This window comes from Rhizobium laguerreae (assembly GCF_019778565.1).
Taxonomy (GTDB): Bacteria; Pseudomonadota; Alphaproteobacteria; order Rhizobiales; family Rhizobiaceae; genus Rhizobium; species Rhizobium laguerreae.
The window spans coordinates 353,704-377,183 of sequence record NZ_JAAXQT010000002.1 but is presented as its reverse complement, the minus strand read 5'-3'; the positions used below and the strand labels follow the sequence as shown (position 1 = coordinate 377,183).

Sequence of the window (23,480 nt, the reverse complement as noted above, 5' to 3'; positions counted from 1 at the left end):
CATGACGGGAATCACGCGACCGGCAGCTCATCTGAAAGCAAATCGGGCAAAAATCAACAACTTAGAATCGAAAAATCCGGAGGCCGAAAGGCCCCCGGATTGCAGATTGAAGATTGGACTGTCGTGAAGATTACTTCATCGTCGGCATGACGAATTCCGCGCCGCTCTTGATGCCGGAGGGCCAGCGGGCGGTGACGGTCTTGGTCTTCGTCCAGAACTTGATCGAATCCGTGCCGTGCTGGTTGAGGTCGCCGAAGCTCGAGGCCTTCCAGCCGCCGAAGGAGTGATAGGCGAGCGGTACCGGGATCGGAACGTTGATGCCGATCATGCCGATATTGATGCGCGAGGCGAAATCGCGCGCGGCATCGCCGTCACGCGTGTAGATGGCGACGCCGTTGCCATATTCGTGCTTCATCGGCAGCGACAGCGCATCCTCGTAATTCGCGGCGCGAACGACGGAGAGAACAGGTCCGAAGATCTCGGTCTTGTAGATATCCATCTCAGGCGTGACGTGATCGAACAGGCAACCGCCAACGAAATAGCCGTCTTCATAACCCTGCAGTTTGAAATCGCGGCCATCGACGACGAGCTTGGCACCTTCCTCGATGCCGCGGTCGATCAACCCGCGAACACGGGTATAGGCTTCCTTGGTGACGAGGGGACCCATGTCGGCCTTGTCGTCGGTATAGGGGCCGATGCGCAGGGATTCGATCTTCGGCGTCAGCTTCTCGACGAGGCGGTTGGCGGTCTCCTCGCCGACCGGAACGGCAACCGAGATCGCCATGCAGCGCTCGCCGGCCGAACCGTAGCCTGCACCCATCAGGGCGTTGACGGCCTGATCCAGGTCTGCATCCGGCATGATGATCATATGGTTCTTGGCGCCGCCGAAGCACTGGGCGCGTTTGCCGTTCATCGCTGCCGTGCCATAGACGTAGCGGGCGATCGGCGTAGAGCCGACGAAGGAGACGGCGCCGATATCGGGATCGGTGAGGATCGCGTCGACGGCACCCTTGTCGCCATTGACGACGTTGAGGATGCCGGCCGGCAGACCGGCCTCGATCATCAGTTCGGCGAGACGGATCGGCAGGGAGGGATCACGCTCGGAGGGCTTCAGGATAAAGGCGTTGCCGCAGGCGATCGCCGGCGCAAACATCCACATCGGGATCATGCCGGGGAAATTGAAGGGCGTAATGCCGGCGCCGATACCGACCGGCTGGCGGATCGAATACATGTCGATCGCCGGTCCGGCGCCTTCAGTGAACTCGCCCTTGGCGAGATGGGGAATGCCGCAGACGAATTCGCAGACTTCGAGGCCGCGGATGACGTCGCCCTTGGCATCCTCGATCGTCTTGCCGTGTTCCTTGGAGAGGATTTCGGCAAGCTCGTCCATGTGCTTGTTCAAGAGTTCGACGAACTTGAAGAAGACGCGGGCGCGGCGCTGCGGATTGGTGGCAGCCCATTTCGGCTGCGCAGCCTTGGCGTTTTCGACAGCGGCGCGCAGTTCCTCGACGCTTGCGAGTGCGACCGTCGCCTGTACTTCGCCGGTTGCCGGATTGTAGACGTTGCTCACGCGGCCGCTGGTGCCGGCAACCTGCTTGCCGCCGATGAAATGACCGATCTCACGCATGGGTGTTCCTCCTGTTTTTGGATGGCCGACAATCGCACTTCAATTTGCACAAATCAATGCGCTGATATAAGCATCCGTTGTGCGAAAATTATAGCTCTATCGTGCATCAGGCGCTGCCGCTGCTTCCAAACTTGGCACGGCACGCCAACAAGTCAAACGCCGACAAGTCAAACCCTGGGGGGGAGGTCAAAGCGATGAGCCGGAAACCCGTCGTCAGAATGGCGGAGCTGGAGATCGATCCGGACACGCTTGAAACCTATCGCGCATTGCTCACGCAAGAAATCGAAGCATCCGTCGCGCTGGAAGACGGCGTCCTTTCCCTGAGCGCTGTTTCCATCAGGGACAACCCAAACCGGATCCGTATCCTTGAAGTCTACGCCGACCAGGAAGCATACGAGGCCCATCTGCGGACACCGCATTTTCTTAAGTACGAGAACCAGACGGCGCACATGGTGACATCGCTGACGCTTATCGAGGTCGATCCGATCGCAATACGTGCCAAGCCATGAACTGGGACGATGTTCGTATTTTCCTCGCCGTCGCCCGCACCGGGCAGATCCTTGCCGCCTCGAAGCGGCTGGGGCTCAATCACGCCACGCTCTCGCGTCGACTGACGTCGCTGGAAGAGGCGCTGAAGACGCGGCTTTTCATCCGCCGGACGAATGGCTGCGAGCTGACTGCCGAAGGCGAAGTGTTCCTGACATCCGCAGAGCGGATGGAAACCGAAATGCTGGCCGTGCAGGCCAGTCTCGGCCACACAGATACGGCAATTGCCGGGACTGTGCGCGTCGGCGCGCCCGATGGGTTCGGTGTTTCCTTTCTTGCACCACGCATGGGCAGGTTGATCGAGCGCCATCCGGAACTGAAGATCCAGCTCGTGCCGGTTCCGCGCTCTTTCTCGCTCTCGCAACGCGAGGCCGATATCGCCATCACGCTGGAGCGGCCCGAACAAGGCCGGCTCGTTTCCTCGAAGCTGACGGATTACACGCTCGGCCTTTATGCCTCGCGAAATTATTTGGCGTCACAGGGAGCCCCCGCCGATATTGACGCGCTCAAAGCGCATCGCCGCATCGGCTATGTCGAAGACCTGATCTTCACCGCGTCCCTGAATTTTTCCGGCGCAGTCATGCGCAGTTGGGATGCAGGCTTCGAGATTTCGACGGCGATCGGACAGACGGAGGCGGTGCGAACAGGCGCCGGCATCGGCATCCTGCATGATTATATCGCCAGGCAATATCCGGAACTCCAGCGCATTTTGCCGGAGGTTTCGATTCGGCGCGCCTACTGGACGACCTATCACGAAACCGCGCGCGACCTGCTACGCGTCAGGAGCGTCGCCGATTTTCTTCAGGAACTCGTCAGCGCCGAACGGCACATCTTTCTCTAAGTCTCGAAAGTGTGTTTTGCCGGTTCGTCGTTCTCGTCGGGATTGGGAACCGGCGCTTCGTCGGGCAGCCGGTCAGGCTCCGGTTCCTTGATCGGAGGCTCTGGCTTCCAGCCGGGCCCGGGCATCGGCGGCTGGTCTGGAATGGGTTCGTTGGGCACGGACATGACCGCCTCCCTTTCATGATTTCCGTTTACGCGACGTTCGGGGTTATTTGTCCGGCTTCAGCGATTCGGCAGCACGCATCGGCATGCTGTCGATGATGGCGAAGAGCTCACCATCGGTAATCGGCTCGCTGGCCTTGAGCTTCACGGTGCCGTCCTTGCCGAGCAGGAAAGCGGCGAATTCTCCGACCTCCGGCGCCTCGAGATCGCGGCGGATCGCTTCGCCGTCGAGGCCGTCAGCCGCACCGAAGAGCGGACGGACGTCGGCGCCGGAAACCTTCAGCACCACCAGGTCGCGCTCATCGAGGGCCGAGCGGTTGGCGAGCAGCTGATTTTCCTGCCGAGCGGCGCGGGAATTATCCCTGTCGGCGAATAGGATAAAGACGCGGTTCTTCCACTGGAACTGGGCGAGGCTTTCGATCGGCGCATAAGCGCTGTTGGTCTCGTCGATCTTCGTCGCACCGTAGAGCAGGGTCTTCGACATGCATATTCTCCCGTTAACATCGAGAACGACCCGGTGCGACATGGGTTCCATCGAAACGTCAGGATCCGTATTTTTGTCGGTGAAGATCTTCCTCATTTCCAGCAGCGGCATTCGGCTCCAATCCAATCGGAATTAGTCGTTTGGCATTTTCGCCGGCGCGCCCCTTATCGCCTATGCGTCTGGATAAACGTATTCTGCTCGCCTGAGCTGCGATACCTTCTTTGCCATCCGTTCGTTTCCCAGCCCGGATAATGCAACCGGAACACTCCAGCCAAGACTGATCCATTTTATGGATACAGATCAACAGAAATGGCCTCTCTTGTTTTGCTTAAGGGCCATTCATATCGATGCCACGCCCACGGCTGACAGCCCGCTGGCGGCGCTCCGAAATGATCTTCTTGCTGCTCTCCTTGCGGACGGTCTGCTGCAGGACTTTCAGCCTGTCCTGCATCGCCTCGAAGGCGCGGCGCTGCATCTGTGGCACGCGGTGGATGAGATCCTTTTCGCCGCGAATGATGGCATTGCGACCAAAGCGCTCGTCGAGCGCCCGGCTGACGGCGGCAAACTCCTCGCGAATGGTGGGATTGAGAGAAATAGCCGATGCATTCCGCTTGCGATCGTTGTTCTTCGCCTCAGCAGTCAGGCGCATCAGCGCCTCTTCCGCCGCCTTCGACAGGCCGGGAATGGCGACTGCCATGCGCCGTCGTTCTTCTGCAATAGCCTGGCGTTCGGCATCGAGCACATTGACGTAGGCCGAACCGAGCGCACGCAGCCGGGCGGCGACTTCAGGCACGGCCTGCACCGCCTCTTTCCGCTCCCGGCCGGCGGCCAGCATCCGGTCCATCAGACGATCGGAACCGCGCAGCGCGCCGTAGGCGGCCGGATCGTTGGTCACCGCAGCGGCGATGCGATCGGCAGCGAAACCTTTCTGGAGCAGCTCTTCGATCTTGCCGACGGCGCCGGCCGGATCGCGCCAGATCACTCGTGCCGCCTCAGCCAGCGCTGCGCGCTGCTGGCGATAGAGAGGAGCTGACAGCACCCGCGAGCGCGCCTCCTCGTCGACAGGGGTCTTAAACTCGGTGACGGCGGCCAGCATGGGCAATACGGCGACATGCTCATTCTTCCGCTCAACGCTGGCGCCAGCGACGATCTTCGAGCGATCCCGCCGCTCGGCGAGATGCTGCTCCTCGGCAAAACGCTTCACGGCTTCGAATAGGCCAACCAACTTCTCGCGTCTGGTGCTCGCGAGGTCTTCCGGCAGACGCCCGGCTATGTTGCGTTCGGCAATCGCATCGGCTTTGGATGTGAAGGCGCTCCAACCGAAACGGGCCGTGAGCGCCTCGCTGATGGCCTTGACCTCCTGGACGATCGAGCGGTCTTCGGTGACAAGCGCAAAGGCGGTCTTGTAGGCGTCGTCACCACCCTGCCTGCGCACCGCCTCGATCTCGACGAGACGTGCCATCGCCGCCTTCGAGAGAGCCGGGATCGGCAGGGACATATGCGCGCGGCGCTGTTGCTCACTGAGATCGAAGCGTTCGGCACTCCGGCGGAACTCCGTCGCATGGGCACGGGCGAGCGGCAGGAGTTCCGTCAAGGCGGTGATCGCGGCATTTCGTTCGTCGCGTGCCGCACGACCGTCGACGATCCGATCGGAACCACGCAGGCGGCCCAGCCGATCCGGCGCAACAACAAGATCGTCGGCAAGCCTGCGAGGTTCGATGCTCGTATCCGACGCCAGGGCGCTCAGGCCGACAATCGCTGCATCCGGGTCACGATAGATCTTCTCCAACAACGGCCGCAGGATGGCTTCGCGCTCTTTCCACGCCGGCGACGCAAGCTGAGCCAACCGCGCGTCCTCGTCGACGCTCCTGGCAAAGACTGTGGTGGGTGCGATCAGATACCGCACACGGCCAGTGTCGGCATCTGAGACAGTTTGCGTTTCAATTCGCGCCTCATTGTAGGAAACACGCCGTTCCCGCTCGATCGCAAAACCGAGCGCCATGCTGGCCCGCTCCCAGAGCTCAGCCACCTGCTCCCTCTTTTCCGCGATCCACGCCCACCGCCGCGAAACCTCCTCTTCCATGCCAGCCGCAGTTTGAGAAAGAGCGTCGATCCCGCGACGCCGGGCGAAATCGTCGGCATGGGCCTGGTAGCCGGCCTCGCTCTCAAAATCGAGCGTCGTCGTCTTGGCACCGGAGCGCGACAGGCGCTCGACGAGTTGCTTGAACACATCCGGCCGATGGCTTTCCCGCTCGATGCGTTGCAGGCGAGCTTCGGCGGTTTCGATCCGCTTGGCGGTCCAGACGTTGCGGTCGACCTCACGTTCCTCGTAACGCTTCTGCCCAGTTTGCTCATCGACGATCGGAACCTGAACCTTGACCTTCTCGACACCGTCCTTGCGCAGGGTGACCGTGTCGCCTTCGGAGACACCGCCCTCTTCGAGCGCCTTCGGCAGGCTCACACCCCAGAGACGATGGACGGCTCCGTCGTCCGTCTTCACGTCGGCATAAGGACTGTCGTCGGCATCCTCATCATTTGGCCGGAACTTGGCTTGTCCGGTTTCCACGAGCTCACCGGTCACACCGGCGGCATGATCGACATGCGGCTTCCTCCCCCATTCCGGCCTCGCTTCAAAGTCTTCCTTCGCGGCATAGAGGTCAGTGCGGTCGCGATGTCGGGTCATCGACACATAGGTCAGATGCTGGTCCATCATGCCGGTGGCGAGTACGAAGGTTCGCTCGACGGTGGCACCTTGTGATTTGTGGATGGTCGCAGCGTAGCCATGATCGACATTGCGGTAGCTGTCCTCACTGATGACGACATCGCGGCCATTGTCGAGACGGACCGACAGCAGTGCATCACCTCGTTTGTCGCCGGTGGAAACGACCGTACCGAGCATGCCGTTCTTCACATATTGCGGACCGAGACGGGGCGCACGTGGCTCGACGAAACGGGCATTCTCCAGGAAGATCATGCGGTCGCCGGCGGCGAATTCTCGCGCGCCGCGTTCGGCCCGGAAAGAGCGACCCTCACCGAGTGCGCCCTCTCCTGTCATCACCGATCGCAGCGCTTCGTTCAGACGCTTCACGTCGGCATTGGTGTGGGCGAGCACAAGAAGCTCGTCGCCGCGAAGACGGCCGTCATTGCCTTCGAGGACCGACGTCTCGATTGCCAGTTTGCGCGCTTCGCTCCAATCGGCGACGATCCGATCGATGATTTCGTCGCGCGTCGCCGCCTCGATGAGATGACCCTGTTGCGCATAGGCGTCGAGACCTTTCTCGATCTCGCCGCGCGCAAAAAGCCGAGATGCCTCGCGCGCCCAGTCTTCGCGCTGGCGGCGCACGCCGGCGAGTTCGGCAAAACCGATGCGCTCGGTGATCGCCCGGAAGGCCGCACCCGCCTGGATCGGCTGGAGCTGCATCGCATCGCCGACCAGAACGACTTTCGTGCCTGCTTCTTCGGCGATCTTCAACACACGCGCCATTTGCTGCGACGACACCATGCCGGCCTCGTCGATGACAATCACATCGCCGCGGTGAAGCGTCTCGTGTCCATTGGCCCAGATGAGTTCCCAGGAGGCGAGTGTTCGCGATCTGATGCCGGAGCTATCTTCCAGTCCTTCGGCGGCCTTCCCCGCAAGGGCCGCGCCGATCACCCGGCGGCCATCGTGTTCCCAGGCGACGCGAGCGGCGGCAAGCAAGGTCGACTTGCCGGCGCCAGCAAGGCCGACAATGGCCGCAATGCCGCTGTCGCCGGCGACATGACGGATGGCGTCCACCTGTTCTGCATCGAGCTTGAAAGGCTTTTCCGGATCAGCTGTTTCGATGTTCTTGACGGCGGCCGCGACATGCCGTGACGGAACGGCAAAACCGCGACGTTCCGATAAAACCCGCGCGGACTGCGCCATGTCATATTCGATGCGAAGGATCGCGCGCGTGGTGAAGACAGCCGGCTCTGTCGCCTTCCCCGTTTCAGGATCGACCTCCTGCGGCTTCAGCATGATGAGATCGTCAGACGCCATCAGCCGCGCGCGGATATTGGCGAAGTCGGCGGGATCGTCGACGGTGCGATGCAGCGCCTTGGCGATATCGCGCTCATCGAAGGTCGAACGTTCATTGCCGAGCTGCTTCAGCAACAGCGCAGGATCGGCAAGCAGCCGGTCGGCCATCTCCTGCCGGCGGGCAAGGTCGGCCGGAGCAAAATACATCTCGGCACCCCTGCGGGAAAGGGCTGCCTTTTCCGGCCCGAGATGTCTTTGCGCGATGCCATCGAGACCCTGCTCGGCATAGGAGCGGCCATCGAGCCGGATCTCGTGGCCGGCAAGCGCCAGGTGCCGGTTGGCCGTCTCCGCCCAGGCGATCTTCCACGCCTGCAAGGTTTCCTTGTCGCCGCCCCAGGACTTATAGACGATCCGACCCCCGGGCCGCCCGGGCGGGAAGAAACGCAGTGGCTCGCCATTCTCTCCCAAGACAGGAGCGTTTTTCGGCCCAAATCCCTCTTCCGTCAGCGGTCTCACGGTCGTCAGCAGATGAATATGCGGGTTGCTATCCTTGTCGTGGTAGACCCAATCGGCGACCATTGCCTCGGACGTGAAATTATCACGGACGAACTCGCGCGCCAGGGCGATGTTCTCGGCCCGCGTCAGCTCTTCCGGCAGCGCGATGATCAGCTCGCGCGCCAGCCGCGCGTTTGCCTGTTTCTCGAAAGCTTCAACAGCATTCCACAGCGCTTCACTGGCACCAGCAACGGAACGCCCCTCGACCGCCGACCGCAGCCAATCCGGCATCTGATCCGGCAGGGCCAGTTCCTCGTGCACCAGCTCGGAGGCCCCGCGCCGATAGCTGAACGACGTGCCTGCCTGTTCGTCCATCATCCTAGTGCGATGACGATAGGCGGCGGCCGCGACGACGTTGCGTCCCGCTCCCCGGCTGATCACCTGCGCTCTGACGAACATGATCGCCATGATTGTCCTCGCATATCCGGAGCAGTTGCACCAGCGAGCGACGTCGCTCTCTTACAATGGTCGGGCCGAACGACTGACTCGCTCCGCGCTTGTCTCCGGTCTTTTTCGCGCGGGTCCACATCAACTGCGACAAATAAGCGATTTAACTGTTTTATTCAAGATAGTTTAATCTGAAACCTATTTCACGCTTTGTTCGCCCTGTTGCACGGCGTTCCAACCACGCCGGGATCGGATAATCCTTGTCCCTAGGCGCTTGAATCTTTTCATCAATCCCCCAGCGTGAGTTGGCAACCGGATGGGACACAGGGGCAAAACGGGAGTCGAGCGGTGCTAAAATTGCCAGTAGACGATATTGGATCTTTCGCCTATCGATTGCTCATGAAATCGTCGCTTGAACATATGCCGCTTCGCAAGCAGCGAGAACTCGGACGGGTTCTCGAAATCCTGCACGAGGAATTCGAGGACGCGTTGAAAGAGGGTACGGCCGATTTCAAGAAGCGTGGCAGGATCCTGAAGATCATCCTGTTCGGCTCCTACGCCAAGGGCGGATGGGTCGACGAACCCTTTACCATGAAGGGGTATCGCTCCGATTTCGATCTCTTGATCATCGTCAACAACCGCAAGCTCTGCGAGTTCGCCGAATATTGGTACAAGGCGGCTGACCGGCTAATGCACGATAAGTCGATCGAAACACCGGTGAGCTTCATCGTCCATTCCAGACGTGAAGTGAATACCTACCTCAAGGAGGGGCAGTATTTCTTCTCAGACATTCGCAAGGAAGGCATTGTTCTCTACGAACTCGACGATGAGCCGCTGGCCGAGGCCGAGCCTCTTTCGTCGGAAGATCGACTGCGAATTGCGAAAGAACATTACGAGGATCGGCTAACACTTTCGCGCTCATTTCTAAAGATAGGAATATCTTGCGTTAGCGAAAAGGAATTCCGAGTCGCAGCATTCCAGCTCCATCAGGCGTTGGAACAAGCCTATTCCTGCGTTCTCCTGACCCTAACAAATTACGGCCCGCCTTCCCACAACATCAAATTCCTCCGCTCCCTTTCCGAAGAACAGGATCGGCGGTTAGCTGAGGCATTTCCTCGCGATCAGCATCGTGAACGCGCCTGGTTCAACACGTTGAACGAGTCATATGTGAAGGCGCGCTATTCGAAACATTTCGAAATCAGCGAGGAAGCGCTTGGCTGGCTCGCAGAACAAACTGCGTTACTGCTCGAACTAGTCAAGATGGTTTGCGAAGGGCACCTGGAGACCCTTAGAGGAATAGTTGGCAGCGACATAATCAAGCGAGATTCGCTTTCATGCGATTGACCAACTGCGCGAACGGAATTCGCCATCTCGGGCACGACCGGCTACAAAATCTTCAATTGCTACAAAGATGACGGCCTGGAAGCCCTGACGGATCTGTCTTGCGCCTGGTGCGTTGCGCCAACCAACTACCTCAGCCGGTCGAGGCGATGATCATCTGGCAAAAGGAGCCGCATTGGGGTACCAGGAAGGTCAGAGAACTGCTGGTCGAGCGCCTAGCCAGCGATGTGCGCGTGCCGTCAAGCAAAGGACTTTGCGACCGATCGACGACCCGTTTCTGCACGAGGTTGCCACCCAATGTCTTAGGGACGATCTGTTACCTATGTCTTCGATATGGACAAGTGGGAGATGGTACGGTTGGGGGGTCTCGAACCTCCGACCTCAGGTGCCACAAACCTGCGCTCTAACCAACTGAGCTACAACCGCATAAATCGCGCTTGGCGCGACGGGGGTCACATACGAGGACTTGGAGATGAATTCAAGCCCCATTCCTCGTCAATATACAAAAAGGCTGGACGCGAGGTCCAGACTTTTATCTCCGATCGGTAAAGACCGATCAGGCAACCTTGAAGGAAGCCATGGCCTTTTCGGCGGCGTCCTTGGAGGGCTTTGCGAGCTTCTCGGCCACCTGCTTGGTGGTTTCCTGGATCGACTTCGCCTGCTCGACGGTGAGTTCGGCCTGCTTGCGGATGAACGAGGTCTGCAGCTCGAAGAATTCGGCCGGGGACTTGACGCCGAGCAGCGCTTCGAAGTGCGACAGCGAGTTCTCGGAGTTGATGCGCAGGATGTCGATCGCCTTCAGGCCGATCTCGACGCTGCCGGCCTGAGCCGTCTGGACGGTGGCTTCGAGCGTCTTGCCGGCTTCCTCGCCAGCGGTCTTCAGCTTGGCATAGGCATCCTTCGACTGCTGAGCGCCCTTTTCGGCGAATTCACGGAAGGATTCCGTGAACTTGGACGGGTCGAAAGAAGCGATTGAAAAAACGTCGTCGGTCTTTATGGTAGCCATGGGTCGCATCCTTTGGGTTGAGGCAGCCGCTGCCTGCGTTAGTTGGATGATGCTTATATAAGACATTTCATTGTGCATTGCAACAATTATTGTGCAGTGCACAAGACGTTAACCTTTCCGGCCGAAAACCCCCTCCTCTTCTGGACCGGCATGCGCCCCGCAGTTATTAATAAGCCGTTAATTTGAGAAGGCCGACAGCGACAAGGTTCGAACATGCCCGCAGTCCAATATCCGTTCATCGATATCGCCGTGCATGCACGGGTGCGGGAACGCTTTTCACGCGGCGAGGCCATGGTGCTGTTTTCGGCCGATCTTGCGCGCCTGCTCTGGGCGAACGGTGCGGGTGCGGAGCTTTTCGGCCATTCGGCAGTCTATGACCTGCTCGATCAGGGGGTCGACCGCACCGACATTACCTTCCGCCAGCTGGAAACGGCGGCGCGCCAGCTCACCGATATCGGCGACAGCCGCAGCCTGATGATCCGCGTCGCCAGGGGCTTCCAGCGTGCGCAGGTGCAGGCGGCGGCCGAACTGATCCGGCTTTCCCAGGGCGAAAAGGCCATCCTGTTTTCGGTGCCGGTCTCGGCAAAGCCCCTCGCGGCCGGCGCATCGGCCGCCCAGATGCTGCAGGGACTTGATGATCCCGATACGCATATGGCGGTGATCGGCGCCGATGGCGAAGTCATCGCGGCTTCGCCGGGCTTTGCCTCGCTCGGGATCTCCGAGCAGACTGCAAAGACCTTGATCAACCTTGCCGGCGCGCATCCCGACCGATTGGTGAAGCGACCCGTCGCGACCGGCAGAGGCAATCTTCCGGCCGCGGTCGGCAAGCTCAGCGACGATCCGGCGCTTAATCTGCTCTTTGCGGTGGAGACCGCGATCGGTCATCTCGACCCGCTCGACGCGCCCGCGCTCGATCCAGTCGATGCGTCCACGCTCGACCCGGTCGATGCGCCCGCACAGGAAGAAAGCGCGCCGCCGGCCGAAGTGCTTCAAGACGACCCTGTCACCCCAGCAGGCTTTACCGAAATCATCGACGCCGTTTCGGGGATCGAGGAGGTCGAGGAGACTCTCGAAGAGATCGCCGGCGAAAACGAACAGCCAGCCGAGACAGACGCGGCATCCGCAGACGAGGCGAGTGAAGAGACCCACCCTGCCGCGGATGCGGAGCCGGAGAGCGACGGCGACATGATCGATAGAAGCGCGGATGAGGCCACCGAGCCCGCCGCGATCATCGAGGACGATGTGACCTCCATTGCGGAGACGGTGGAAACGGCGACGGCGGCGGAACCGCCTGTTGAAGCCGGCGAAACGCCTGTCGAAGAGGCGCCGGCAGCGGTTCACGAAGAACCCGCCATCGCACCGTCTCTCGTCCCCGATACGCCCCCTGCCCCTGAGCTTGCGGCTGAGCCCGGCTTCGTCTTCAGGCCGAACAGCCGCGCCACGCGCTTCGTCTGGAAGATCGACGCCGAGGGCCGGTTCACAGAGGTCAGCCACGAATTTGCCGAGGCCGTCGGTCCGCATGCGTCCGACATTATCGGTTCTGCCTTCGGCGATGTCGCCGCCCTCTTCAATCTCGATCCTGACGGCAAGCTTTCCGAGGCGCTCGCCCGCCGCGACACGTGGTCGGGCAAGACGATCCTCTGGCCGGTCGAAGGCACCAGCCTCGTCGTTCCGGTCGATCTGGCGGCGCTGCCGACCTATACCCGCAACCGCGACTTCGATGGCTTCCGCGGCTTCGGCGTGGTCCGGCTTTCCGATGCACAGGAAGATCCGCTGGCGCTCGGCCTGACACTCGGCCCTGATGGTATCGGCCATGATGCAGCGAGCCTCGGTCCAGTTGCAGAGCCCGTCGCCGAAGTGGCAGATGAAGCGGAAGCCGCCCCCCAAGAGGTCTCGGCCGAAACCATCGCAGCGGAAGAGATCGACGACCAAGCGTTTACGGCAGCCGAGCCGGAGACCGAAGAGACAGGATCGGAAGAGATCACTGCCGAAAAGGCGATCGTGCAGACATCAGCGCCGGAGAATGCCGTAGAAGAACAGGCGGTCGGCGCCGACGAAGCACCTGCCGCCGAGCCGGCAGCGGATGTTTCGGACGAGCCGCCGGCGCTTCGGATTTCGGAAACGCCCAATCGCCGTTTCTCCGACAAGATCGTTCAGCTCCACAACAGCGGCGCCGGACTGACGGCTGCCGAACAGGCCAATTTCCGCGAGATCGCCAAGCGCCTCGAAGCCTTCGGCACCCGCAAGGAAGAGCCTGTCGCCCCGGCGCCGATGGAACCCAACGCCGCGGCGCCGATGGAACCCAGCGCCACGGAAACAACCGGCTTCGAAGAGGCCTCCGGACCCGAAGCGTTCGAGGGCGAAACACCCACTACCGACGAGGCAGACATATCGTCGATCGAGGAGATCGCGCCGCAGGAAGCGATCCTCGAGAATGCCGTCGAGGCGGAGCGCGAAGACGATGGCGCCGCCGAAGAGCCTGACGTCATCGCCGAGGACGAGGCAACGGAAGGGCTTGAGGAGACGACCAGCCAGATCGAGGTTCTCACCAGCTTCATCCCGCCGCGCATCAAGATGACGGACGGGCTTTCGGTGGGAACGGTCGACCAACTGCCTGTTGCCGTGCTCATCCATATCGGCGATGCGCTGATCCATGCCAATCCGGAATTCATGCGGCTGACGGGCTACGGCACGCTCGAGGCATTGCGCGAAGTGGGCGGCATCGAAGCCCTGCTGCAGCGCCGCGAACTCGAGGAGAATGCCGCAGGCTCCGGCACCATGATGCTCGTCAAGGCTGATGATACGCTGGCGCCGGTGACCGCGCGGCTGCAATCTGTGCGCTGGGAAGACGCCAACGCCCTGATGCTGGCGCTGATGCCGGTGGAAGGCAAGGAAGATGGCCGCAGCGACGCAAGCCGCTCCGATGGCCGGTCCGAGGGCCGCTCTGAAGGCCGCCCCGAGCGGATGGTCGAGAAGGTCGCTAAACTCCAGGTCGAAGTGGAAGAATTGCGCTCGATCCTGGAAACGGCGACCGACGGCGTCGTCGTCATCGGCACGGAGGGCGATATCCGCTCGATGAACCGGTCGGCCAGCGCGCTTTTCAATTACGACGAACAGGAAACTCGCGGCAAACCCTTCGTCATGCTGTTTGCCCATGAGAGCCAGAAGGCAGTCATCGACTATCTGAACGGCCTCTCCGACCATGGCGTGGCAAGCGTGTTGAACGACGGGCGCGAAGTGATCGGCCGCGAGGCCGCCGGCGGCTTCGTACCGCTGTTCATGACGATGGGCCAGCTCACCTCCTCCAACGGCTATTGCGCCGTCATCCGCGATATCACCCAGTGGAAGCGCACCGAGGACGAGCTGCGCAACGCCAAGGGTGCGGCCGAAACCGCCAACGCCCACAAGACCGATTTCCTCGCCCGCGTCAGTCACGAGATCCGCACGCCGCTCAACGCCATCATCGGCTTTTCCGACATGATGGCCGGCGAGCGCTTCGGGCCGATCGGCCATCCGCGTTATATCGAATATGCCAACGACATCGGCCGCTCCGGCCGGCACGTCCTCGATATCGTCAACGACCTGCTCGACATTTCGAAGATCGAGGCGGGCGAGATGGATCTCGATTTTGCCGCCGTCGGCCTCAACGAGGCAGTTTCCGAGGCTGTGGCTCTGGTACAGCCGCAGGCGAACGGCCAGCGCGTCATCATCCGCACGGCGCTGTCGCATGCGGTACCCGAGGTCGTGGCGGATCTGCGCTCGATCAAGCAGATCGCGCTCAACATCCTGTCGAACGCCATCCGCTTCACCCCGTCAGGCGGGCAGATCGTCGTTTCCACCTCCTATGAAGCCAATGGCAGCGTTGTGTTGAGGGTCCGCGATACCGGCATCGGCATGACGCGCAACGAACTCGACCAGGCGATGAAGCCGTTCCGGCAGGTCTCCTCGACCCAATCGCGTCACCGCGGTGACGGCACCGGGCTCGGCCTGCCGTTGACCAAGGCGATGGTGGATGCCAACCGAGCGACCTTCTCGATCAATTCGGCGCCGAACGAGGGCACGCTCGTCGAGATCACCTTCCCGTCGCAGCGGGTGCTGGCCGGTTGATAAAGAAAAGGCAGCCAGGAGGCCGCCTTTGAATTTGGTGCTGTTCAACAAGAGCTCAGTCGATCAACGTCATGTTTCGGAGGCCCGAAGGCCCCAGGCCGCATAGTTCATGTGCGGCCCCCAAGTTAGCTTCACCTTTGACAAACCTTTCTTAACGAAAGGTTTCCATGACAGGAAATTGATAAAGGGTGAAAGCTTGTAATCTACGATCGCTGTCAATCCTTCAGCTCGCTTAGCCCGGCGAAGAGCCCCAGCGCCTCTGGATTGGCAAGCGCTTCCTGGTTCTTCACCGGCCGGCCGTGAACGACCTCGCGCACGGCAAGCTCGACGATCTTGCCGGACTTGGTGCGGGGAATATCGGCAACCGCGATGATCTTCGCCGGCACGTGCCGCGGCGAGGCGCCGGTGCGGATGCGGGTCTTGATCGCCTTGACGAGATCCTCGGTCAGCGTCACATCCGGGGCAAGGCGGACGAAGAGGATGACGCGCACGTCGTCGTCCCAGTCCTGGCCGATGCAGAGCGCCTCGGCCACCTCCTCCATCTGCTCCACCTGATTGTAGATCTCGGCCGTGCCGATTCGAACACCACCAGGATTGAGCGTCGCATCCGAGCGGCCGTGAATGACAAGGCCGCCATGCTCCGTCCATTCGGCGAAATCGCCGTGGCACCAGACATTGTCGAACCGGTCGAAATAGGCGGCGCGATATTTGGCGCCATCGGGGTCGTTCCAGAACATCACCGGCATCGAGGGGAAGGCCTTGGTGCAGACGAGCTCACCCTTCTCCCCACGCACCGGCTTGCCGTCATCGTTCCAGACGTCGACCGCAAGGCCGAGGCCGGCCCCCTGGATTTCGCCGCGCCAGACCGGCTGCAGCGGATTGCCGAGCACGAAGCAGGAGACGATATCGGTGCCGCCTGAGATCGAGGCGAGCTGTACGTCTTCCTTGATGCCCTCGTAGACGAAGGTGAACCCTTCCGGCGACAGCGGCGAACCGGTGGAGGTCATCAGCCGCAGGCTGGAGAGATCGTGGCTGACGCGCGGCGTCAGCCCGCCCTTGCGCACCGCATCGATATATTTCGCCGAGGTGCCGAAGATGGCGAATTTTTCGGCCTCGGCATAGTCGAACAGCACGTTGCCATCGGGGGCGAAGGGCGAACCGTCGAACAGGCAGAGCGTCGCGCCGCTGGCGAGACCGCTGACCAGCCAGTTCCACATCATCCAGCCGCAGGTGGTGAAATAGAACAGCTTCTCGCCCGCCTGCAGGCCGCAATGCAGCCGCTGCTCCTTGAGATGCTGCAGCAGCGTGCCGCCGGCCGAATGCACGATGCATTTCGGCACGCCTGTCGTGCCCGACGAAAAGAGAATGTAGAGCGGGTGCGAAAAACCAAGCTGCGTGAACTCGACCTCCCTTGCCTCATAGGGCGCGACAAAGGCCTCAAGCGTTAAAGCCCCCGGCGTCTTACGCGCCACGGCCTCCGCATCGCCGGCGTAGTGGACGATGACTGTGGGCACACCCAGATTTTTTGCGACCGTCGCGACCTTGGCGCCGACATCCTGCAGCTTGCCGGAATACCAATAAGCATCGCAGGCAATGAACAGCTTCGGCTCAATCTGGCCGAAGCGGTCGAGCACACCCTGCTCGCCGAAATCAGGCGAACAGGACGACCAGATGGCGCCGATCGAGGCGGCGGCGAGCATGGCGGCGACGGTTTCCGGCATGTTCGGCATCATCGCGGCGATACGGTCGCCCTTGCCGATGCCGAGTGCTGCGAAGGCCTGCTGCAGCTTCGAGACCTGCACACGCAGCCGGTCCCACGACCAGCGGTCCTCGGCCTTGTCCTCGCCGCGGAAGATGATCGCATCGCCGTCACCGCGGCCCGACAGAAGATTCTCCGCGAAGTTCAGCGTCGCATCGGGAAAGAAGCGAGCATCCAGCATACGGTCGCCATTGGCTAACACCTCTACGCCGCGCACTCCCTTGACGCCGCAGAAATCCCAGACGGTCGACCAGAAATTCTCCCGCTCGGCCACCGACCATGCATGCAGATCCTCAAAGCCTGAAAGAGAAAGCCCGAAATCGGCATTGCAGCGCTCCATGAAGGCATGGATCGGGCTTTTTGCAACGGCATCCTCCGAGGGCACCCAAAGCGGTCTGTTATCTTGCATTCAATCCTCCTCCCCAATACCGCCCTTATATCATGCTGCATTGCGTTATAAAGTACGGAACCGGCGCGATCCGATGCCGTCAATTCAAAGTTTACAGCGTCCTTTGCGCGTCTGAAAAGACGTGCGGCGCTCTAAGAGATTTGCATATGCCTGGCATTTCCTATATCCGGCGAAATCAGCGCATAACGGGATGACCGGCTGAATTTGCCGGCGGAGATCATGAGCACGTCAAGACATCGCAGGTGGCGCAGGAAGATCGGACCCGTTTCGCGCTGGCTTCCGGCCTTTGCCCGCCTGTCGACGGTGTTCCTGCTGATCGCGCTGGCGCTTTTCGTGGCGCTCAGGGTTGCCGCACCCTATCTCATCTCGACCGGCTTCGTGCGCTCCGGTATCGAGGACGCGCTGTCGAAATGGACCGGCTACCATGCCGAGATCAAGGGTAGTCCGGTTCTCGAATTCTGGCCGACGCCGCGCATCACGCTGAACCAGATCACCATCCGCCAGCCGCGCGAAAGCGGCGACAAGCTGCTCGGCAGCATTGAAAGCCTGTCGGCCGATTTTAGCCTCATCGATGCGTTGAGAGGCCGGACGAGCTTCCATGAATTCCACCTGGTGCGCCCCAAGCTGGCGCTGACGCGCGACGAGAAAGGGCTGATCGACTGGAGTTATGCCGGCCTGCTCGCACGCGCGATCAGCGGCGTGCGTTACGAAAACGGAGCTGAGGTGCTCGATCCCGATCTCGATGCCGAGATCGGCGCGGTGACCGTCGAGGACGGCACGCTTGTGGTCACCGACATCAAGTCCGCCACGACCTATCACTTCGACAGCGTCACCGCCGATATCGCCTGGCCGAGACTATCCGGCGCGATCTCGGCGGTGGTCATCGCCCGTATCAATGGCGAAGACCTGAAGGTCGATTTCGCCTCGCGCCAGCCACTGCTCGCCTTTGCCGGCAGGAATGCCGAGACACGAACGTCGCTCACATCAAACCTTTTGACCGCGCACTTCCAGGGCATTGCCAGCATCGCCAATCTTTCGGCCCTTTCCGGCAATATCACCGCCAGCATTCCCGATTTGCCCGCACTTCTGACATGGTCGGGCAAATCGATCCCCGGCATCGCAACGCTGAAGAGCGCTTCGCTGGAATCCGACATCATGTCGTCGGGCAACGGCCTGCGTTTCAACAATCTCAGTCTTTCGTTGAACGAAGCGAGCGCCACCGGGGTGATGGACCTTTTCACCCAACCCGGCAAACGACCGAAGATCGGCGGCACGCTCGCCTTCGACCAGATGAACCTCAAGCCGTTCCTCGACGCCTTTGCGCTCAGGCTCGCCGCCGGCGAGGCGGAGGAAATCTCCGCCGGCATAAGCGGACCGCTGCGGGCGCTCGATGTCGACGTCAGGCTTTCGGCACGGCGCGCACAGATGGGTCTCTTCGAGCTTTCCGATGTCGGCGCCAGCATGATCGTTGCCGGTGGCGAGGCCAAATTCGATATTGGCGACAGCCAGTTCGAAGGCGGTGAAATGACCGCGCATCTGGAAGCGACGCAGCGCGACTTCGACGGCGGCGGCAAGCTGCGGCTGTCGATCCGCAATGCCAATTTCGCAGCCCTTGCCGAGCGCCTGCAGCTGAAAGGTCCGTTGCCGCTTGCAACCGGATCGCTCGATCTCGACCTGCAGTCGCCGAAGGCGATCTGGACGACCGGCATTGCCGACGTCACCGGCAAGCTGCACTTCTGGACGGGAGAAGGTACGATTCCCGGCATCGATGCCGCAGCACTCCGGACGCAGGCGGCCGAAAAACCGTTCTTTCCGCTGAGCGCGGCGGCAGGCGGCGCCTTCGCCTTCAACCAGCTCAACCTTCAGGCCGATTTTGCCAACGGTTCCGCCGAAATGCACGACGCCCGCATCGCCGGCGCCACACAGACGCTGACGCTTTCCGGCGTCATCACCTATCAGTCGAACGGGCTGGCGCTTTCCGGATCGCTTGATGCAACCGATCCTGCCAAGGCGGCGGAGCTGCCGCTTCTGCCGTTCTTCATCGGCGGCTCATGGCCGAACCCGGTGATCTCGCCGGTTCCGCTTTTCGGCAATACGCCTCAGGCGCAATAAAGCGCGAGGAGCTCGCGCTTTAGACCTCACGCGCCGGCGGCTGCCGCGCGCTCGTCCCGCTGGCGCTGGATTTCACGGCGCTTGGTGACGACCGAGGCGCAGATGACACCAACGGTCACGATCGCGATCAGGATCGTGCACACCGCATTGATCTCAGGCGTCACGCCGAGGCGCACCTGGCTGTAGATCCTCATCGGCAGCGTGGTGGCGCCCGGCCCCGACGTGAAACTGGCGATCACCAGGTCGTCGAGCGACAGGGTGAAGGCAAGGATCCAGCCGGAGAGCACAGCCGGCGCGATGATCGGCAGGGTGATCTCGAAGAAAGTCCGCACCGGCGGCGCGCCGAGATCCTGCGCCGCTTCCTCAATCGATTGATCGAAGCTCAACAGGCGCGACTGCACGACGACGGCGACGAAGCACATGGTCAGCGTCGTATGCGCGAGCGTGATCGTCCAGAAGCCGCGGTCGAAACCGATCGCGACGAAGAGCAGCAACAGCGACAGGCCGGTGATGACGTCGGGCATGACGAGCGGCGCGTAAATCATGCCCGAAAACAGCATGCGGCCACGAAAGCGGGTGTAGCGCACCAGCGTCAGCGCCGCCATCGTGCCGAGGATGGTTGCGACCGTCGCCGACAGCAGGCCGACACGGATCGTCACCCAGGCGGCGTCAAGCAGGCCCTGGTTCGAGAGCAGCGAGACATACCACTTGGTGGAGAAGCCGCCCCAGACGGTGACGAGCTTCGATTCGTTGAAGGAGAAGATCACCAGGAGCACGATCGGCAGGTAGAGAAAGGCAAAGCCGAGCGTGACGGAGATGATGTTGAAACGGGTCCATTTCAGCATGAGTTATTTCCCCCGCTCTTCGGCCTTGGCCTGGGCGTTCTGGAAGAAGACGATCGGGATCACCAGGATCATCAGCAGGATCGTTGCGACCGCCGAGGAGACCGGCCAATCGCGGTTGGCGTTGAATTCGTTCCAGAGCGTCTTGCCGATCATCAGCGTCTGCGAACCACCGAGCAGGTCGGGAATGACGAATTCACCGACGGCGGGAATGAAGACCAGCATGCAGCCGGCCACCACGCCGGGGATCGACAGCGGAAAGGTGACGCGCCAGAAGGCCTTGATCGGCGTGCAACCAAGATCCTGCGCCGCCTCGATCAGCGTACCGTCCATCTTCTCCAGAGCCGAATAAAGCGGGAGCACCATGAAAGGCAGATAGGAATAGACGATGCCGATATAGACGGCGGTATTGGTGTTGAGGATGATCAGCGGGCTGTCGATGATGTGCAGCGACAGGAGAAGCTGGTTGAGAAGCCCTTCCGGCTTCAGGATCGCGATCCAGGAATAAACGCGAATCAGGAAGCTCGTCCAGAACGGCAGGATGACCAGCATCACCAGCGTCGGACGGATGCTGCGCGGCGCTTGCGCCATGCCATAGGCGATCGGATAGGCGATCAGCAGTGTGAGGAAAGTGGAGATCCCGGCAATCACCACGCTCGAGACATAGGCATTGAAATAGAGCGAGTCCTCGGTGAGGTAGCTGTAATTGTCGAAAGAGAGCTCTCCGATCTTGCTCCAGAGCCCGGCCCAACCGTCGGCAAGTGAGAAGACGGGCTCGTAAGGCGGCATGGCGATCGCCGTCGTTGACAGTGAGATGCGGAAGACGATGAAGAAGGGCGCCAGAAAGAAGAGCAGCAGCCAAGTGTAGGGGATGGCGATGACGAGGCGATTGTAGAGGCCGGAGGTGAGCTTGCCCATGATGTCAATCCTTCAGCAGAATGCCGGCGTTCTCATCGAAAGAGACCCAGACTTCCTGGTCGTAGGTGAAGGGGTCGTCGACGGAGCGCTGCGCATTGAGGGACGAGGCCTTGACGATATTGCCGCTCTGCAATTTCACATGGAAGACGGTCATGTCGCCGAGATAGGCGATGTCCCAGAGTTCGCCCCTGGCGGCGTTGACCGAAGCGTTGGCAGGAGGCGTGCGCCCGACCCGCATCTTTTCCGGCCGGATGGCGAAGCCGACGGCGCTGCCGGCCGAGGGTGTCTCGGCGGCGGCAACGCGCACGCTGAAGCCGCTGTCGATTGATATCTCGATGGTGCCGTTGCCCGATGAGGCGACCTTGCCGTCGAAGATGTTCACGTCGCCGATGAAATCCGCGACGAAGCGGGAATTCGGCGCCTCGTAGATCTCCGCCGGCGTCGCCACCTGCACGACCTTGCCGTGGCTCATGACGGCGATGCGGTCGGCCATGGTCATCGCCTCTTCCTGGTCGTGGGTGACGACGACGAAGGTGAGGCCGAGGTTCTGCTGCAGGTCCATCAGCTCGAACTGGGTTTCCTCGCGCAGCTTCTTGTCGAGCGCGCCGAGCGGTTCGTCGAGCAGAAGCACCTTCGGGCGCTTGGCAAGCGAGCGAGCCAGCGCCACGCGCTGGCGCTGGCCGCCGGAAAGCTGGTTCGGCTTTCGGGAAGCGAACTGCTCCAGCTTGACCAGCTTCAGCATCTGCGAGACGCGGTCAGTCATCTCGTCCTTCGACATGCCGTCCTGCCTCAGGCCGAAGGCAATATTCTTCTCGACCGTCATGTGCGGGAAAAGCGCATAGGACTGGAACATCATGTTGACCGGGCGCCTGTAGGGCGGCGTGCCGGCCATGTCGGTGCCGTCGAGCACGATTTCGCCCGAGGTCGGCTGTTCGAAACCGGCAAGCATGCGCAGGAGCGTCGACTTGCCGCAACCCGACGCGCCGAGTAGCGCGAAGAACTCGCGGTGGTAGATGTTCAGCGACAGATCGTCGACGGCGGTAAAATCGCCAAAGCGCTTGGTGACATTCTTGAAAGCAATGAAGGGTTTTGCAGACGGATCGGTCCAAGGCGCAAAAGCGCGGCGGATATTGCCGAGAGACTTCATATTATTCCCCGAAATATAAGGTTCTGCCGGCCTCCACCCCTGCCGGTAATTGAAAGGCCCGGACGTTTCCGTCCGGGCCCAAGGCTGAATTACTGGCCGGTGACGACCTTCGTCCAGAGGCGCGTCCCCAGACGCTGCGTTTTCGGATCCCACGGCTTGACCGTGAAGAGGTTCTTCATCACCTCTTCGGTCGGATAGATCGCCGGGTCTTCCAGAATCTCCTTGCTGACGAACTGCTGCGAAGCCTTGTTGCCGTTGGCATAGAAGGTGTGGTCGCTGGCCTTGGCGATGACCTCAGGCCTCATCATGTAGTTCAGGAACTCGTGGGCTTCCGCGACATGGGGCGCATCGGCGGGGATCGCCATCATATCGAACCACATCTGGGCGCCCTGCGAGGGGATCGAATAATTGACTTCGACGCCATTCTTGGCTTCGGCCGCACGGTCGCGAGCCTGCAGCATGTCGCCGGAATAGCCGAAGGCGATGCAGATGTCGCCGTTGGCAAGCGCGTTGATATATTCGGACGAGTGGAACTTGCGGATATTGGGGCGAACGGCCGTCAGCAGCTCTTCGGCCTTCTTGAAATCCTCAGCCTTTGTGGAGTTCGGGTCGAGGCCGAGATAACGGAACGCCGTGGAGATGACGTCCTTCGGCGTGTCGAGAACGTAAATGCCGCAATCCTTGAACTTTTCGGCGACCTTCGGATCGAAGATCACTTCAAGGCCGGGCTTGACATCGGGACCGAGGATTTCAGCGACCTTCTTGACGTTGTAGCCGATGCCGTCCGTGCCCCACATGTAATCGACCGCGTGTTCGTTACCGGCGTCATATTCGGCGGTGCGCTGCTGGATCACATCCCACATGTTGGAAATGTTCGGCAGTTTCGACTTGTCGAGCTTCTGGAAGACGCCGGCCTGGATCTGGCGCTGCAGGAAGTCGGCAGTGGGAACGACGACGTCATAACCCGTGCCGCCGGCAAGCAGCTTGGTTTCCACGGTCTCGTTGGAATCGAAGGTGTCGTAGACGACCTTGATGCCGGTTTCCTTGGTGAAGTCGGTCAGGATGGAGTCGTCGATATAATCCGACCAGTTGTAAACGTTGACCACGCGCTCCTGCGCATAGGCCGGCGCGGCAGCAAGGAGTGCGGTAACGGCGGCGGCTGTCACGCATAGGATGGTTGACCTCATGACTTCTCCTGTTTTTTTCAAAGATTCCGCACCCGGGGCATCTTTTCCCTC

The 23,480-nt window shown here is 61.1% G+C and carries 15 protein-coding genes, 1 tRNA gene and 1 pseudogene; 6 read left to right on the top strand and 11 right to left on the bottom strand.

All coding sequences use genetic code 11. From position 1 onward, the window contains the following. Positions 1-130: 130 nt before the first annotated feature. The gene (locus HFO71_RS08715; RefSeq protein ID WP_018445771.1) at positions 131-1,627 is read right to left on the bottom strand and encodes a CoA-acylating methylmalonate-semialdehyde dehydrogenase; all 1,497 of its coding nucleotides are present in this window, start codon (positions 1,625-1,627) and stop codon (positions 131-133) included. Positions 1,628-1,821: 194 nt separating this feature from the next. On the opposite strand from HFO71_RS08715, the gene HFO71_RS08710 reads away from it, so the two are divergent. Together HFO71_RS08710 and HFO71_RS08705 are read left to right on the top strand one after the other, a co-directional pair. Then, positions 1,822-2,136: a putative quinol monooxygenase gene (locus HFO71_RS08710; protein WP_221987850.1), complete on the top strand. Its 315-nt coding sequence runs from the start codon at positions 1,822-1,824 to the stop codon at positions 2,134-2,136. Continuing rightward, positions 2,133-3,014, top strand: coding sequence for a LysR family transcriptional regulator (locus HFO71_RS08705; protein WP_221987849.1), 882 nt, complete (start codon positions 2,133-2,135; stop codon positions 3,012-3,014). The genes HFO71_RS08710 and HFO71_RS08705 overlap by 4 nt, the downstream gene beginning before the upstream one ends. Here HFO71_RS08705 and HFO71_RS08700 read toward each other — a convergent pair. From HFO71_RS08700 to traA, 3 genes are all read right to left on the bottom strand, one after another. Continuing rightward, positions 3,011-3,178, bottom strand: coding sequence for a hypothetical protein (locus tag HFO71_RS08700; protein WP_017959047.1), 168 nt, complete (start codon positions 3,176-3,178; stop codon positions 3,011-3,013). The genes HFO71_RS08705 and HFO71_RS08700 overlap by 4 nt on opposite strands. 43 nt (positions 3,179-3,221) lie before the next feature. Next, entirely contained in the window at positions 3,222-3,659 is a 438-nt protein-coding gene (locus HFO71_RS08695; protein WP_131642095.1) for a DUF4174 domain-containing protein, read from the bottom strand. Between the two features lie 328 nt (positions 3,660-3,987). Continuing rightward, entirely contained in the window at positions 3,988-8,622 is a 4,635-nt protein-coding gene (gene traA, locus HFO71_RS08690; RefSeq protein WP_221987847.1) for a Ti-type conjugative transfer relaxase TraA, read from the bottom strand. Positions 8,623-8,949: 327 nt separating this feature from the next. Between traA and HFO71_RS08685 the strand changes: the two genes are divergently transcribed. Both HFO71_RS08685 and HFO71_RS36400 read left to right on the top strand, forming a co-directional pair. Then, positions 8,950-9,945: a HEPN domain-containing protein gene (locus HFO71_RS08685; RefSeq protein WP_338150478.1), complete on the top strand. Its 996-nt coding sequence runs from the start codon at positions 8,950-8,952 to the stop codon at positions 9,943-9,945. Positions 9,946-9,960: 15 nt separating this feature from the next. Further along, positions 9,961-10,184: pseudogene (locus HFO71_RS36400) on the top strand (helix-turn-helix domain-containing protein); the annotation flags it as partial. A gap of 107 nt (positions 10,185-10,291) precedes the next feature. On the opposite strand, the gene HFO71_RS08680 reads toward HFO71_RS36400, so the two are convergent. Both HFO71_RS08680 and HFO71_RS08675 read right to left on the bottom strand, forming a co-directional pair. Next, a tRNA-His gene (locus HFO71_RS08680) sits at positions 10,292-10,368 on the bottom strand. A gap of 130 nt (positions 10,369-10,498) precedes the next feature. Beyond that, complete coding sequence (locus HFO71_RS08675) at positions 10,499-10,948, bottom strand: phasin (RefSeq protein WP_003545621.1); 450 nt, start codon at positions 10,946-10,948, stop codon at positions 10,499-10,501. Positions 10,949-11,161: 213 nt separating this feature from the next. On the opposite strand from HFO71_RS08675, the gene HFO71_RS08670 reads away from it, so the two are divergent. Continuing rightward, the gene (locus HFO71_RS08670) at positions 11,162-15,055 is read left to right on the top strand and encodes an ATP-binding protein (protein WP_221987846.1); all 3,894 of its coding nucleotides are present in this window, start codon (positions 11,162-11,164) and stop codon (positions 15,053-15,055) included. Between the two features lie 215 nt (positions 15,056-15,270). Here the strand turns inward: HFO71_RS08670 and HFO71_RS08665 are convergent, their stop codons facing one another. Further along, positions 15,271-17,223 carry an acetoacetate--CoA ligase gene (locus tag HFO71_RS08665; RefSeq protein WP_221987844.1) on the bottom strand — a complete coding sequence of 651 codons (1,953 nt, stop codon included), beginning with the start codon at positions 17,221-17,223 and terminating at the stop codon, positions 15,271-15,273. A gap of 219 nt (positions 17,224-17,442) precedes the next feature. Between HFO71_RS08665 and HFO71_RS08660 the strand changes: the two genes are divergently transcribed. Next, positions 17,443-19,335, top strand: coding sequence for an AsmA family protein (locus HFO71_RS08660; protein ID WP_221987842.1), 1,893 nt, complete (start codon positions 17,443-17,445; stop codon positions 19,333-19,335). A gap of 26 nt (positions 19,336-19,361) precedes the next feature. On the opposite strand, the gene HFO71_RS08655 is transcribed toward HFO71_RS08660, so the two are convergent. From HFO71_RS08655 to HFO71_RS08640, 4 genes are all read right to left on the bottom strand, one after another. After that, positions 19,362-20,180 (bottom strand): ABC transporter permease, encoded by an 819-nt coding sequence (locus HFO71_RS08655; RefSeq protein WP_020048525.1) that lies wholly within the window; start codon positions 20,178-20,180, stop codon positions 19,362-19,364. A 3-nt stretch (positions 20,181-20,183) separates the two neighbouring features. Beyond that, positions 20,184-21,095 (bottom strand): ABC transporter permease subunit, encoded by a 912-nt coding sequence (locus HFO71_RS08650; protein ID WP_003545610.1) that lies wholly within the window; start codon positions 21,093-21,095, stop codon positions 20,184-20,186. Positions 21,096-21,099: 4 nt separating this feature from the next. Beyond that, entirely contained in the window at positions 21,100-22,242 is a 1,143-nt protein-coding gene (locus HFO71_RS08645) for an ABC transporter ATP-binding protein (RefSeq protein WP_151520240.1), read from the bottom strand. Between the two features lie 89 nt (positions 22,243-22,331). Further along, complete coding sequence (locus HFO71_RS08640) at positions 22,332-23,429, bottom strand: polyamine ABC transporter substrate-binding protein (RefSeq protein WP_131708007.1); 1,098 nt, start codon at positions 23,427-23,429, stop codon at positions 22,332-22,334. Positions 23,430-23,480 lie beyond the last annotated feature (51 nt).